9 protein-coding genes are annotated in these 15,182 nt (G+C 49.8%); 8 read left to right on the forward strand and 1 reads right to left on the reverse strand.

The window, feature by feature from the left end:
* Window positions 1–42 precede the first annotated feature (42 nt).
* From AC1DYT_RS04195 to AC1DYT_RS04210, 4 genes are all read left to right on the forward strand, one after another.
* Entirely contained in the window at window positions 43–771 is a 729-nt protein-coding gene (locus AC1DYT_RS04195; protein WP_477468396.1) for a LytR/AlgR family response regulator transcription factor, read from the forward strand.
* Window positions 772–958: 187 nt separating this feature from the next.
* Window positions 959–3,784 carry a TonB-dependent receptor domain-containing protein gene (locus tag AC1DYT_RS04200; RefSeq protein WP_477468397.1) on the forward strand — a complete coding sequence of 942 codons (2,826 nt, stop codon included), beginning with the start codon at window positions 959–961 and terminating at the stop codon, window positions 3,782–3,784.
* Window positions 3,784–4,566 (forward strand): DUF4249 domain-containing protein, encoded by a 783-nt coding sequence (locus AC1DYT_RS04205; protein ID WP_477468398.1) that lies wholly within the window; start codon window positions 3,784–3,786, stop codon window positions 4,564–4,566. The genes AC1DYT_RS04200 and AC1DYT_RS04205 overlap by 1 nt, the downstream gene beginning before the upstream one ends.
* Before the next feature lie 316 nt (window positions 4,567–4,882).
* The gene (locus AC1DYT_RS04210) at window positions 4,883–5,647 is read left to right on the forward strand and encodes an SGNH/GDSL hydrolase family protein (protein ID WP_477468399.1); all 765 of its coding nucleotides are present in this window, start codon (window positions 4,883–4,885) and stop codon (window positions 5,645–5,647) included.
* Window positions 5,648–5,667: 20 nt separating this feature from the next.
* Here the strand turns inward: AC1DYT_RS04210 and AC1DYT_RS04215 are convergent, their stop codons facing one another.
* Complete coding sequence (locus tag AC1DYT_RS04215; protein ID WP_477468400.1) at window positions 5,668–6,675, reverse strand: LacI family DNA-binding transcriptional regulator; 1,008 nt, start codon at window positions 6,673–6,675, stop codon at window positions 5,668–5,670.
* Between the two features lie 421 nt (window positions 6,676–7,096).
* Here AC1DYT_RS04215 and AC1DYT_RS04220 point away from each other — a divergent pair, with 421 nt between their 5' ends.
* The 4 genes from AC1DYT_RS04220 (at window position 7,097) to AC1DYT_RS04235 (ending at window position 15,178) form a co-directional block, all read left to right on the forward strand.
* Window positions 7,097–7,918 (forward strand): alpha/beta fold hydrolase, encoded by an 822-nt coding sequence (locus AC1DYT_RS04220; RefSeq protein ID WP_477468401.1) that lies wholly within the window; start codon window positions 7,097–7,099, stop codon window positions 7,916–7,918.
* A gap of 334 nt (window positions 7,919–8,252) precedes the next feature.
* Window positions 8,253–9,641: an SGNH/GDSL hydrolase family protein gene (locus AC1DYT_RS04225; protein ID WP_477468402.1), complete on the forward strand. Its 1,389-nt coding sequence runs from the start codon at window positions 8,253–8,255 to the stop codon at window positions 9,639–9,641.
* Between the two features lie 253 nt (window positions 9,642–9,894).
* Window positions 9,895–12,408, forward strand: a complete 2,514-nt coding sequence (locus AC1DYT_RS04230; RefSeq protein ID WP_477468403.1) for a glycoside hydrolase family 38 C-terminal domain-containing protein — start codon at window positions 9,895–9,897, stop codon at window positions 12,406–12,408.
* 436 nt (window positions 12,409–12,844) lie between these two features.
* The gene (locus tag AC1DYT_RS04235; protein ID WP_477468404.1) at window positions 12,845–15,178 is read left to right on the forward strand and encodes a GH92 family glycosyl hydrolase; all 2,334 of its coding nucleotides are present in this window, start codon (window positions 12,845–12,847) and stop codon (window positions 15,176–15,178) included.
* Window positions 15,179–15,182: the final 4 nt, after the last annotated feature.

Below are 15,182 nucleotides of genomic sequence, written 5' to 3' on the forward strand. Positions count from 1 at the left end.
ATCCGCGCGGCATGCTGTTTCTTTGGATAACGCAAGCCCCTAATGCTTGTACAGGTAGATATGCGGTGTATAATTATTGACGACGAGCCCCTTGCGCTCGAACTTTTAGCAGATAACTTACAACAGGTACCCCGCTTGCAATTGGTAGCCAGTTGCCGCTCGGCTGCCCAGGCCATGGAAATTTTGCATGCCGAGCCAGTTGACCTGATATTCTGCGACATACAGATGCCTGGCATCACCGGGCTGCAATTCATCAAAAGCCTGGCGCAAAAACCCATGGTGATTTTTATAACCGCCCACCACGAATTTGCGCTGGATGGTTTCGACCTGGATGTAGTAGATTATTTGTTGAAACCCGTTCCCCTGGAACGTTTCCTAAAAGCCTGCAACAAGGCGCTGCATCTGTACGATATGCAGAACAAGCCCGCACCGGCAGCGCCCGAACGCAACCGCGACCACCTGTTTGTATATGCCGATTACAACCTGGTGCGGATAAACCACGGCGAAATTACCTACATCGAGGGTCTTAAAGATTACGTAAAACTACACCGCACCGGTGTGGCCAAACCGCTGTTGTCGCGCATTACCATTAAAGCATTGGAAGAACAACTCCCCGCCGACCAGTTCTTCCGCACCCACAAATCATACATCGTAAACCTGGGGTACGTACAATCGGTACGCAAGGGCCGCATCAAATTGAATGATGCCGAAGTACCTTATACCGATAACTACCGCGACGTTATCAGCCGGATGACGGGGAAGGCGTTTTAAGCCCCCTCTATTCTCCCCCGGAAGGGGAGATTTTAACTTTCTTGTCGTTGTTTTTTTAAGTCCTCCCTACCGGGGAGGATTTAGGTGGGGCCCCAATCCCCCATTGGTCTATACATAATCCTGCTTCATCTCATTTATTTGATAGCCGGATAATCATCACCCAAATTAGCGGCATCATGTTAATTTGATGGATAGAAAACTACGTTACACGCTGCTGTTTATTTTGATAAGTGCGGGTGCCTATGGGCAACACCAAAGCACGCGCGAAAAGCTCAAGAGGATTAAAGTCGACCATTTTTTTACCTGCACGCTCGACCAGATGATGGATACCCTGGCGGCCAACTACGATCTTGCCATCGTTTTCGAGCGCGATTCATTGGTGCAGATGGATATTACCGAACACTTTTTTGATGAATCGTTGGCCAAAGTGCTCAAATTTGTGTGCAAAGAGAACCACCTGCAATATTGGATAGAGAACGATGGCACTATTTACATACTGCAGCAACCTGATGATTTACCCCGCCTGAAGCTTAAGTACGAGCTTAACCAAACGGCCCGCAACTTTAAGCCGGTAATTATACCACCGCCCGCCGCACCGCCAAAGCATTACATGTTTGCGCTAACCGGCCGCATTACCGACCAAAAAACAGGCGAATCGCTGCCCGGAGCCAGCGTGCGCATTCGTGGAACCGACCTTAGCGCGCTCACCAATACCAGCGGTAACTTCACCATCCTCAATATCCCCTCAGACACCTCGTTGGTTGATGTTTCCTTCATTGGTTACCAGCCCGATGTGTTCCGTCTGGATAGCAGCAGTGTAAAGGGCGGCGTTAATTTCTCGCTTTACCCATCGCTGAATGCGCTTAGCCAGGTGGTGATAACGGGCAAAAAGAAAGGCGTACTGAATACCGATAGTAAAAAAGTGAGCGTTATACAGCTTACGCCTGCCTTGCTGGATAAACTACCCAACATCGGCGAAAAAGATATCATGCGTGCATTCCAGCTGATGCCAGGGGTTGCGGCAACCAACGAATCCTCATCGGGCATATACGTACGCGGTGGCACGCCAGATCAAAACCTGGTTACATTCGATGGTTTTACCATATACCAGGTAGATCACCTTTACGGCTTCTTCAGTGCATTCAACAGCAACGCCGTGCGCGATGTGGAACTTTACAAAGGCGGTTTCTCGGCCAAATACGGCGGCCGCCTCTCCAGCGTTACCGAAGTGCGCGGCAAGGATGGCAACAAAAAAGAAGTGAATGTCGGCGGCGATATCAGCCTGCTGAGTACGAACGTATATGCCGAGACGCCGGTAGGCTCAAATGCCTCGGCACTGATAGCCATCAGGCGTTCGTACCAGGGACCTTTGTATAATAAGTTGTTCGGGCAATTCAATACCACGGCGGCCAATACAGGCGGCGGTGCACCCCGCGGCGGCCCTGGTGGCGGTGGTTTTGGCGGCGGCGGCCCCGGCGGTTTCAATAACCAAACTACGCCCTCCTCGTACTTTTACGATTTGAATACCGAGTTCACCTGGGCACCATCAGCCAAAAATACCTTTAGCTGGAGCCTGTACAACGGTACCGATCACCTGGATAACAGCAGGGAGATGACCCTGCCCTCCTTCCTTACCTCATCTGGAGGTACGCTAAACATCAGCGACGATACCCATTACGGCAACCTGGGCACCAGCGTAAAATGGAATGCCACCCCGAGCCGGAAACTATTCGGCAGTACGGTGCTGAGCTATTCCAGCTTTTTTAGCGACCGCGACCGTGGCACCAGCGGCACCATTGTAGATAGTGCCACTACCGTTACCATCAACAACGGCATATTAGAGAATAACCGACTAAAGGATGCCGGCATCAAAACCGATTGGGAATGGAACGCGGTATCTAAACTGAAGGTGCTTTTCGGCGGCTTCAACTCCAATGTGAAAATCGATTATACCTACGTGCAGAACGATACCACCACGCTCATCAACCAGCATAACAGCGGCTCTACCGCAGGCGGCTACGCCGAACTGGAATACGAACCGAACGACCACTGGCACCTACAGCCGGGTATTCGTAGCACTTATTTTTCGCCCACGGGCAAGTTTTATTACGAACCGAGGCTATCGGCCATTTACCACATTACCGACCGCATCAACCTCAAAGGCGCAACGGGTAGGTTCTACCAGTTTACTGATAGGGTAATACGCGAAGACGTTAGTGGCGGAGATCGCAACTTTTGGGTGCTGGCCAATGGCAGCAATATCCCGGTAGGAGTGTCCGACCATTTTATAGCGGGAGCCAGTTACGAAACACCTGCGTTTCTTTTTGATGTAGAAGGTTATTACAAAAAACTCAGCGGCCTTACCGAGTATTCTATACGCCAGCTTGGCGGCGGCGCACCCGGTGGCGGTGGTTTCGGCGGTCCGATGGGCGGCGGAGGGAACACCACAACAACCCTTACCGAAAACTTTTACAATGGCAGCGGCTATGCCAAAGGCATTGAGTTTTTATTGCAAAAGAAAACCGGTGTTTATACCGGTTGGGTAAGCTATACCCTGGCCGAAGCCAAAAACAAGTTTGATGCCTACGGTACCGATTATTTTTCTGCTGCGCAGGATATCAGGCACGAATTTAAATCGGTAAACATGTACCACTTGCAGCGCTGGAGCTTTGCGGCAACTTTTATCTTCAGTACCGGGCACCCTTACACTGCACCCGCCGGGGTGTATAACGTCAACACACTCGATGGGAATAAGATCAGCTACCTATCGGTGAGCACCAAAAACGGCGAGCGCCTGCCCGCTTATCACCGCCTTGACCTTTCCGCCACGTACGATTTGTTGAAGACCGATGCCACCAAGATAGGCAGCATCAGCTTCTCGCTGTTCAACGTGTACAACCATCGCAATACCTGGTACAACGAGTACTATATCCGCGGCAACCAGGTGGTTACCACCACCATCAAATACCTGGGTCTTACGCCCAACATCACCCTTAACCTGAAACTGAAATAATGGTAAAGAGAATTCTATATAGCATCATGCTGTTCGGTGCCTTGTTTTCGGGCTGCAAAAAAGATGGCAGCACAAGCGTTGCCGAGCGGCCGGTAATTATCAGCTACCTGGTAATGGGCCACCCCGTGAAAGTCAACGTTTACGAACAAAAAGCCTTTAGCGATACCGCCGCTTACGGCGCGCGCATCGGCGGCCTGCAACTGCAATTGAGCGATGGCGCGCAAACCGTGCAGCTAACCGAAACTACGACGGGAAATTACATTTATGCTGATTCCACCTTTTTACAAACGGGCAAAACCTATACGCTGCGATTTAATTATAAGGATGCAGACATATCTGCCAGCAGCTTGATGCCTGTCGCAACAAACGGATACACAGCCTCTAAAACCAGTTTTGCCATATTGGTTGGCGGCACCCCGGCGGAATCTGATTCTACGGCAATAAGGTTCAGCTGGAACAATCCCGATTCGCTTTACCATGTGCTGGTGTTTAAGTACGATGATGCCAACCAGTACGCCAACGGCAACGGCAACTATCCATCAAACTTTACCATCAACGCCAAGCAAGCCGCTTATTACGATGCGCCTTACCGCCCGTTCAGGTATGCGGGGAATTATAGTGCCATACTTTACACGGTGAATAAGGAGTACGTAGATATCCTCACCAGCAACACCAATACCAACTCGCAGCAACTGAACAATCCGCCCGGCAACATCACCAATGGCTACGGTATTTTTGCAGCCATGCAGGCAGATACGATAAGGTTGGCGTTGAGTAATTAGCGGGAAGTCTCTCCAAACGTCATTGCGAGGTACGAAGCAATCTCCCTATTAGTAGGGCGGACTTGCAAAGCAGCTCTGCCTACGTAGAGATTGCTTCGTACCTCGCAATGACGATAGTGATTTTTTTACGAGGAATATGCTATTGTCTTTATCGTAGGGCGCTTCCCTTCGGGTCAGGCTTTCCGTTTATACGCCTGCAGGCCTTACGCGCTATGGCCGATATCCACTTCAATCCTTAGCGCGGGAGAAGGCCAATTCAACCGATTGCAGCTTTTCCGTTTTAATACTACCTTACGGCATCAAAACAAATTGACAGATGCCATCATCGCGAAGAGATTTTATAAAACATGCCGCCCTTGCAAGCGCAGCGGCTATTACCTTACCGTCTGCCCTAAACGCTACCACTTTAACGGAGTACAATAAAGATGGCGAAGGCTATACATTCCTGTTTCAGGGCGATTCTATCACCGATGGTAACCGCACCCGAGATAACGATTGGAACCACATCCTGGGTCATGGTTATGCATATTTGATAGCAGCCCGCTTGTGGTACAACTTGCCGCAGAAAGGTTTCCACTTTATTAACCGCGGCATAAGCGGCAACACCGTGCCGGATCTGGCCGCCCGCTGGGATACAGATACGATTGCCCTAAAACCCAACCTGCTGAGCATTTTGATAGGCGTAAACGATACCACGCATGCCATTCGGGGCGATAAAAATTTCACAGCGGAAAGTTACGAAACCAGCTTCAGGGCCCTGCTTAGCCAAACCATGCAGAAAATGCCCGATGTGCAACTGGTGATATGTGAGCCATTCATACTGCCGGTTGGCAAAGTAAAAGAGCAATGGGATAAATACCTGGGCGAAGTAACGCCAAGGCAGGCCGTCGCTAAAAAGCTGGCTGGGGAATTCAACGCTATTTACGTGCCTCTGCAGGAACATTTTACCAAAGCAGCAGAGCAGCACGGCCCTCCCGAATACTGGATGTGGGATGGCATACACCCCATGCCCAATGGCCACGAATTATTTGCCCGCGAATGGATAAAGCAGGTTGGCAAAAAACTGAAATTTATAAGATAAGCAGGCGGGAGATGTGCCGGCTACGGGCAGTAAAACTCCGTATCAAGCACGCGGGTTTCAAATTCGGTTATGGGGTAGCGGCTCTCGATTAGCTTCAGCAGCATTTCAACGGCTATCTTGCCCATTTCAAATGCCCGTTGCCGCACGTAAATGATGGATGGCTGTAACAAATCCACCACATCGGAGTTGGAGAATCCTGCTATTTTGATGCCGCTGGTATCCAACCCCAGGTTTTTGATAGCCCTGATGCAGGAGATACTGATACGGTCGCTGCCGATGAATATCGCATCGGGTTTATCGGCTATGGCCAATAGGCCCTTTAAGGCATCCTCTACCTCCTGGTAATCGCTGCCACCTTTATAACAGTTCCTAACCAAATCCTGGTTAAAAGGGATATCGTGATGTGCCAACGCGTTTTTATAGCCTGCAAGCCGTTCGTTGGTAATAGATAGCTGCGGCGCGTTGGCCAATAAAGCAATGCGGCGGCAGCCCATGCCTATCAGTGCCTCGGTTGCATTGAAAGCCCCGCTCAGGTTGTCTGAGGTAACTTTAAAGGTGTCTATCCCATCTATTATCCTGTCGAAAAAAACAATCGGCAGCCCGTTATCGTAAAGGGCGGTCAGGAAATCATAATCCGTGGTGCCCGATGACATGGATATCAGCAAACCATCTACCGAGCGGTTAGCCAGGTGGTTCACGTTGATGGTTTCCCTTTCGGTAGAATCGTGCGTTTGGGTGATGATGGTGTGATAGCCCTTTTGGTACGCTACGGATTCGATGCCGGCAATAGCTTGCGAAAAGAAACTATTGGCCAGCTCGGGCACTACGATACCTATAGAGTAGCTTCGTTTATTTTTTAGCCCCAGTGCATTCGGGTTCGACTTGTAGTTTACGCTTTGGGCGTAAGCTACTACGATCTTCTTTGTTTCGGCGCTTATTTCATAGCCGTCGCGCAGCGCCCGCGATACCGTGGAGGGCGATAGGTTCAACGCTGCGGCGATGTCTTTTATGGTAGCGGGCCGGTACATTACTTTATAAACTAAAGTACAATTATACGGCTATTTAGTACAGCCTGCAGTAAAAAGAATCATTCGGCTGCTATCCCTATGTTATAAATTCCGCCTGTGAACCGGTATCAAGATTAAAATTGTTTGCTTGGCTTTATGCGCTATAACGGGTTTTTAAAGCCGGTTTTCAACAAACCCGCGGCTTTTGCGCTTTTGTATAATCTTTATGTGATTTTTTTGCGTGTTTACCTATGGCTGCGCATTATTTGCTAATTTCGTTTCGTAAAACGGAGCCGGCATTAGCACGGGCCGGCACATTTCCCGGCAGGCCATTTCCCGGCGTTTTGATGGATTGCGTAAGGCCGTATTGTTGCCCCCCGTCCTTACCCCATCACCAAAAAATGCCCTAATTCAATGTTCACATCATAAAAAACAAAAACCAATGAGCACGATTACAGTAAAAGACGGGACCGAAATTTTTTATAAAGACTGGGGGACAGGGCAACCTATCGTTTTCCACCATGGCTGGCCACTATCCGGCGATGATTGGGACGGGCAGATGATGTTTTTCCTGGAGCAAGGCTACCGCGTTATAGCACATGACCGCCGTGGGCACGGCCGCTCTACCCAAACCGCAACCGGCAATGAAATGGAAACCTACGCAGCCGATGTTGCCGAACTGGTAGCCGCGCTGGATTTGAAGGATGCTATACATGTTGGCCATTCCACAGGTGGCGGCGAGGTTATCCGTTATGTAGCCAAATACGGCAAAGGCCGCGTGGCCAAAGCTGTCCTCATCAGCGCAGTAACACCCATAATGGTACAAACTGATGCTAATCCTGAAGGCATCCCTCTGTCGGTATTTGATGGTATCCGCGAAGGTACCGCCACCAATAGGGTGCAGTATTTCCAGGATTTCACCACGCCATTTTACGGCTATAACCGCGAAGGTGCGAAGATATCACAGGGTGTTAAAGACAATTGGTGGCGCCAGGGCATGATGGGCGGCATAAAGGCCCATTACGATTGTATCAAAGCATTCTCCGAAACTGATTTTACTGAGGACCTGAAAAGCGTAGATATCCCGGTATTGATTTTGCACGGCGAAGACGACCAGATAGTGCCTTTCCCGCTCACCGCCGTAAAAGCCATCAAACTACTGAAGAACGGTACTTTGATTTCGTACCCCGGTTTCCCGCACGGCATGCCGACTACCGAAGCAGCCACCATCAATAAAGATTTACTGGCCTTTTTTAAAGCATAATAAAGCCTTAAATTATTTGCCAAGAGTCTGTATCATAAATAAAACTCGGCGTTAAACAACAAAACTAAATCTGGTCAAAATATACTTTGTGCCCTTTGCGCTAAACCATATGCCAATCTTTGCGCACTTTGTGGTTAAAATTTTACCGCAAAGTCCGCAAAGGGAGAAACACAAAGAACGCAAAGCCAAATTGAATTTTGAGTAAAATGCCCAAATTGTATTTATGATACAGCCTCTTTTTTGTTATCCATTGGATTAAGTAGCAAACCCGTTACAAGCATAAAAAATAAATTCAGAAAAGCTAAATTGATTTAGCTTTTTATAACTTTGTTTCATGAAACGAAGTTTACTGGCTATCCTTTTTGTTTTTTACACTGCAAGCAGCCTTTACGCGCAAACAATCAAACCCTTTAAAGCGGGGGATAGGGTAGTGTTTACCGGCAACAGCATTACCGATGGCGGGCACTACCACGCTTACATCTGGTTGTATTACCTTACGCATTTCCCCAACAGGCGTATGCAGTTCTTCAACGCAGGCATAGGCGGGGATGTTGCGCGGCAGATGTACGAGCGGCTGGACGGCGACGTGTTCGCCCAAAAGCCAACCGTGGTTACGCTTACTTTCGGCATGAATGATACGGGCTACCAAAACCTCAAAGCCCCTAAGGCCGACTCGGTTTACGCAGCAAAAGTGGCCGAATCTTTAAAAAATTTCGCTTTAATAAGCAGTAAACTGGCACAGCATCCCGGCGTACGCAAAATTATGATCGGCTCCTCGCCTTACGACGAAACAGCTAAGATAAAGGCCGCGCCTTTGCTGAAAAAGAATGCCGCCATGCGACTGATAGCCGCAAAGCAACAGGCAGAAGCTATAAGACAAAACTGGGATTACATAGATTTCGGCGAGCCGATGACGGCCATCAATCGGCGCGGGCAGCAAACGGATTCTACGTTCACCCTGGAGGGCAGCGACCGCATACACCCCACTAACGACGGGCAAATGGTGATGGCCTACGTGTTCCTCAAGGCACAAGGTTTAGCGGACAAAGATGTCGCCAACGTCGCAATAAACGCCGCAAATAAAAAAATCGTTTTAGCAAAAAACTGCTTAATTACGCTGCCATCCATCAGCTCAAAGGATATCGCATTCACTTATCTAGCCAATTCCCTGCCATACCCTATGGATACTATCCCCAGCGGTTTCGGTCGGCCGGATAAGGCGCAATCCGAAGCGCTGAAGATAATCCCCTTTACCGAGGAATTCAACCGGGAGATGCTGCAGGTGAGAGGCTTGCAGGATAAGTCGTACCAGTTAAGCATCGATGGCAAAGCCGTCGGTATTTACAGCGGCACTGAATTTGAGCAGGGCATTAACCTCGCGTCTATAAAGTCTACCCCGCAGTACCAGCAGGCCCTGGCTGTGATGCACATCAACGAAGAACGCTGGACGATAGAGCGCCGCCTGCGCGAATATTACTGGATACACTACTCCATCCTCAAACCTAAAGGATTGCTGTTCAACGATGGCGATGCTACCGTAGATTCGCTGCAGAAATACGCCAAAAAGGATTTCTTCGTGGCCATTACCCTGCCTTCTTATCAAAAGTCGCGCTTTAAGGCCGTACGCGATGCCTGGCAAAAAGAGATGGACCTGCTCACCAACGAGATGTACGCCATCAACAAGCCTGTGCCGCATCGCTTTCGTATCACTTTAGTTAATTGATTTGATGAAATCCTATCTGAATATTATCCGCGCGACTTGGAAATCGCTTTTAAAAATATTGCGCGCGATGGAATGTGCGATTCCTCTCTCGAGAGGGGTGGAGGGGTGTGTTTGCACGCTATGCATTCTGCCATTGCAAGGTGGCGAAATCACCCCACCCATCACACAAGCCACCGCGCCCCCTCTCGAGAGGGGAACAAAGAATTTACAAGCGATTTCCCCGCTCCGCGTGGCATTAGTGGCGCTTATTACCTTGATTGCACCCGCTGCTTCCGCGCAAACGGCTTATTATATAGATGGCTACCACGGCGGCATCTGGGGGCATTATCCGGATTGGAACACGCGCTTTATGGTGGATATGCTGAAGAATAACCCCAACTGGAAGATCAACATCGAACTGGAACCCGAAACCTGGGCTCGGGCCAAAGTGGTAGACCCTGCCGCTTATGCGGATTTTAAAGCCCTGTTTGCCGACCAATCCCTCAATGGGCGCATCGAATACGTTAATCCCGCGTACGCACAAAGCTATAATTACAATATCTCCGGCGAAAGCATCATCAGGCAGTTTAGTTACGGCATGAAGCTGGTGCGGGAGCATTTCCCAACGGCGGTGTTCAGCAGTTATTCCTCCGAAGAACCCTGCTTTACCAGCGCCTTGCCGCAAATTCTCACTTCTTTCGGCATCAAATATGCATCGCTCAAGAATCCAAACACCTGCTGGGGTGGCTATACGCAAAGCCACGCCGGCGAATTAGTGAACTGGATTGGGCCCGATGGCAGCAGTATCATCACCTCGCCCCGGTACGATGTGGAAAAGCTTTCGCCAAAATCTACATGGCAAACCATCGCCTGGAACAACGCGCCGCAATACATCAACGCTGCTATTGCCGCCGGTATGCCGCACCCCGTAGGCATGACTTTGCAGGACGCCGGCTGGAAGGAAGGCCCCTTCATAGGCAATGGGCAAAAGGGCAGTATCAATAGCATTTACACCACCTGGCGCAACTATTTTGGCAACATTGCTAAGGACGACACCCGCGTGAACTGGCGATTTACGCAGGAGGATGTGCTGGTGAGCCTGGTTTGGGGGTCGCAGGTGATGCAGCAGATTGCGCAGGAGGTGAGGGTATCAGAAAACAAGCTGGTAATGGCCGAGAAACTGGCAGCCATGGCCAAAATATACAAGGGCACGCCATGGCCGCAGGCACAGCTCGATTCGGCATGGCGCACGTTGCTGCTATCCCAGCATCATGATTGCTGGATAGTACCCTACAATGGCAAGCCCGGCGATACCTGGGCAAATAAGGTAGTCAAGTGGACGAATAACACCAACGCCATCTGCGATAGCATCATCAATAACGCGCAGCTAAGCCTTGGCAAGGGCAAAAGCAAAGCCCGGTACGTAACGGTTTTCAATACCACAGGCAGCAATAGGTCCGAAGTAGTCGCTTTTAAATTACCACCAGGGTTTAGTCCCTACGGCCTGGTGCTGTTAGATGCAAAAGGCAAACCGGTAGCAGCCCAGCTATCTGCCGATAAGGCCAATGTGCTGTTCAAGGCAATTGTGCCGGCCATGGGTTACACTGCTTACCGGCTAACCTTAAAAGATAGTGCTAATAGGGATGGCAGCTTGCTCAAGCAATTGACCGATGGGCGATACCTTATCGAAACCGACCTCTACAAAATCATCATCGACCCGGCCAAGGGTGGCGCTATCAAAAGCATCATCGCTAAGAAACTGGCTGGCAAAGAGTTTATAGATCAGGCAAACGCCCGCTCTTTTAACGAATTGCGGGGTGATTTTTATAACGACGGCGGCTTTAAATCGACAGCGGATAACCCGGCAAAGGTTGTGATATTGGAGGATGGTCCGCTGCAGGTAAAGCTCGCCATTAAGGGGACCATCAATGGAACGGATTATACGCAAACCTTAACCCTGGCGCAGGGGCAGCCGCGTATAGATGTTACGCTGAATATCGATTGGAAAAGCAATACCGGCATCGGCGTGGCTACGCCGAAGGGCACTTACCGCTTGGATAATCCCGTAAAAGCCTTTTACGACGACCGCAGCAAACTGCTGGCCTATTTCCCGCTAAACCTCAAAGCGCAAAAGGTTTATAAGAATGCTCCGTTCGATGTTACCGAAAGCAGGTTGGATAGCACCTTTTTTACCCGTTGGGACAGCATCAAAAACAACGTGATTTTGAACTGGGTAGACGTTACCGATGGGGCGGGCAAATACGGCATGGCCTTGTTTACCGACCATACTACCAATTACGCCCACGGTCAGGATTTCCCGCTGGCCCTAAACATCCAATACTCCGGCATGGGCCTCTGGAACCGCGACCATAGCATAACCGGCCCAACCACCATCCATTATGCCCTGCTGCCGCATGCCGGCGTTTGGGACAAGGCGGGCATAGAAGCTGAGAACGCTAATTGGAACGCGCCACTGGTTGCGGTAGCATCGTCTACAGCATCCGCCAATTCGCTGTTACAGGTGCCGACAGGTTATGAAATATCTGCGGTAAACTTTGATGGTAACGATATGCTGGTGCGTCTCTTCAATACCGGTGTGGGCAACGTAAAAAGCAACGTGGTTTTTAATTTGAAGGCCGATAAGGCTGAGTTAGTTGAACTTGATGGCCGGCTTAAGGCTTCATTGCCGTTAGCTAAGCTAAAAGCAGGCGGCATAAGCACAAGCCTCAGCATGCCTAAATTCGGCATCAGGACGGTGAGGCTGGTGAATGCGAGGAGTTCGAAATAATTTAAAATTCAGCGTTCGAAATAATTACAAACGTCATCTTGAATTTATTTCAAGACCCCATCATAAAAGTGGCCGATATGTTGACCCGCTTAGCATCGCCGCGAACTAATCAGATGGGGTACCGAAACAAGTTCGGCATGACGATTATAAGTTTACATAGCGATGGGTTTCAAACCCATCGCTACGTTCCAGTGCATCAAATGCATGCATTTAAAGCTATAACCCCGCCCGCTTAGTGTGCAATTTACCCCTAAAAAATATTTTTCCTAAAACTTGCTAAATCGTTTTTTCTTATCTAATATTGGGCTTATTATAAAACCGATTACGCAGCAAAGCCTGCATTTTATATTTTATATTTTTTCAGCATTCCCGCCGGGATATTATCGCACAAGCAATAATTGCACGTGCTGTTTCCGCCCCGGCAAACCAATTGTAAATGAGCTTAATGTTTAATCCTGTCAAAAAATATCTTGCCTTAATGGCATTGCCGGGCTTATTGGCCATGCAAACGCTGCGCGCGCAAAATCCGGCATCATACGTTAACCCTTTCATCGGGGCAAGCACTAGTACTGCCGATGCGGGCGTGTACCACGGCCTCGGCAAAACTTTTCCGGGGGCGGCTACGCCTTATGGCATGGTACAGCTTAGCCCCAATACCATAACCGGCGGCGACAACGGCTCGGGCTATAGCTACGAGCAAACCAGTATAGAAGGTTTCGCCTTTACGCAAATGAGCGGCATAGGCTGGTATGGCGACCTCGGCAATTTTTTGGTGATGCCTACAGCGGGCCCGCTCAGGACCAAAGCTGGCACCATCGCGCATCCCGAAGGCGGCTACCGCAGTTCGTACGCCAAGCCCAGTGAAAAGGCCTCTGCGGGCTATTACAGCGTGCTGCTTACCGATAACAATATCAAGGCCGAAGCTACCGCAGCCCCGCACAGCGGCATGCTGCGCTTTACCTTCCCCAAAAACAAGCTTTCGCGCATACAGATAGATTTGGCCCGCAGGGTAGGGGGCACCTCAACCTTGCAATACGTAAAGGTGGTGGATAGCTACACCATCCAGGGTTGGATGAAATGCACACCCGATGGCGGCGGCTGGGGCAATGGCGATGGCCATGCCGATTATACGGTTTACTTCTATGCTAAGTTCAGCAAACCGCTTAAGGATTACGGCGTTTGGAGCGCGGGTATCCCAGACGGCTGGGTGCGCAAGCGCGAAGAAGTAGGCAGCGATAAATACCAGGATGTGGTGGCCAACGCCGCTATTTTAAAGAATATTAAAGAAAAGCAAGGGAAACACTTAGGTTTCTACACCAACTTTGCTACCACCGATAACGAGCAGGTGTTGATGAAAGCGGGCATTTCTTTCGTGAGCATCGCGGGAGCAAAAACAAACCTCCTTGCCGAAATAAAGGATTGGAATTTTGATGCTCTCCGCCAAAAAGCTACTGCACTTTGGAACAATGCCCTGTCTAAAATAGCCATACAAGGCGGCACTTTAGAGCAGAAGAAAGTATTTTATACTGCCCTGTACCACACGATGATAGACCCCCGCATCATCAGCGATGTGGATGGAAACTACCCCGGCGGCGATGGTAAAGCGCATAAAAGCGCCATATTCAAAAAGCGCACTATATTTAGCGGTTGGGACGTTTTCCGCAGCCAGATGCCGCTGCAAACCATCATCAACCCATTGCTGGTGAACGATCTGGTGAACTCGATGGTAACCCTTGCCGATCAGAAACAGAAGAACTACTTCGAACGCTGGGAACTGCTTAACGCCTACAGCGGTTGCATGCTGGGCAACCCCATGACCTCCGTTTTAGCCGACGCTTACGCCAAAGGCATCCGCAATTACGATGTGGATAAGGCATACAATTTGGCCGTTGGATCGGTAGAGAAATTCGGTAATGGCGAAAAAGGCTACGCGCCCGGAGGCATTGGCATAGCCCAAACTTTGGAGTATGCTTATAACGAATGGTGCGTAGGGCAATTAGCTACCTGGCTGAAACACCCTGCCGACGCCAAAAAATACCTGGCACGCGGGCAATCGTACAAAAATATTTTTGATAAGGATAAAGGCTGGTTCCGCCCGAAAGAAGATGACGGGCAATGGAAGGCCTGGCCCGATTCCGGGCGGATGACGCAATGGTATGGCACTTTCGAAACCAATCCATACCAGCAAGGCTGGTTTGTTCCGCAGGACGTGGATGGCATGGTAGAATTAATGGGCGGCAAGCAAAAAGTACTGGCCGATTTGAATAACCTCTTCGCCAAAACGCCCGATAACATGATGTGGAATGATTATTACAACCACGCCAACGAGCCTGTGCATCATGTGCCTTTCCTGTACAACCGCCTTGGCCAGCCCTGGCTCACCCAGAAATGGACCCGCGAGATATGCCGCCGCGCCTATAAAAACTCGGTAGAAGGTTTGGTTGGGAACGAGGACGTGGGCCAGATGAGTGCCTGGTATGTTTTGGCAGCGAGCGGCTTGCATCCGGTTACTCCGGGCGATACCCGGCAGGAAATCACTAGTCCGGTATTTGATAAGGTAACCCTAAAACTCGATCCTAAGTACGCCAAAGGCAAAGCATTCAGCGTCATCGCCAAAAACAATTCTGCCACTAATGTTTATATACAAAGCGCCAAATTAAACGGCAAAACCTATAACAAATGCTACATCGACTACGCCGATATAGCAGCCGGCGGCACGCTGGAGCTCACCATGGGGGCAGAGCCGAATAAAAGCTGGGGAATCAACTAAATAT

It is taken from the genome of Mucilaginibacter sp. P1_D10 (assembly GCF_056406215.1).

Bases quoted from the DNA above. Each gene is read 5' to 3' on its own strand.
- AC1DYT_RS04195 (WP_477468396.1), top strand. From the start codon at position 43: ATGCTTGTACAGGTAGATATGCGGTGTATAATTATTGACGACGAGCCC.
- AC1DYT_RS04200 (WP_477468397.1), top strand. From the start codon at position 959: ATGGATAGAAAACTACGTTACACGCTGCTGTTTATTTTGATAAGTGCG.
- AC1DYT_RS04205 (WP_477468398.1), top strand. From the start codon at position 3,784: ATGGTAAAGAGAATTCTATATAGCATCATGCTGTTCGGTGCCTTGTTT.
- AC1DYT_RS04210 (WP_477468399.1), top strand. From the start codon at position 4,883: ATGCCATCATCGCGAAGAGATTTTATAAAACATGCCGCCCTTGCAAGC.
- AC1DYT_RS04215 (WP_477468400.1), bottom strand. From the start codon at position 6,675: ATGTACCGGCCCGCTACCATAAAAGACATCGCCGCAGCGTTGAACCTA.
- AC1DYT_RS04220 (WP_477468401.1), top strand. From the start codon at position 7,097: ATGAGCACGATTACAGTAAAAGACGGGACCGAAATTTTTTATAAAGAC.
- AC1DYT_RS04225 (WP_477468402.1), top strand. From the start codon at position 8,253: ATGAAACGAAGTTTACTGGCTATCCTTTTTGTTTTTTACACTGCAAGC.
- AC1DYT_RS04235 (WP_477468404.1), top strand. From the start codon at position 12,845: ATGAGCTTAATGTTTAATCCTGTCAAAAAATATCTTGCCTTAATGGCA.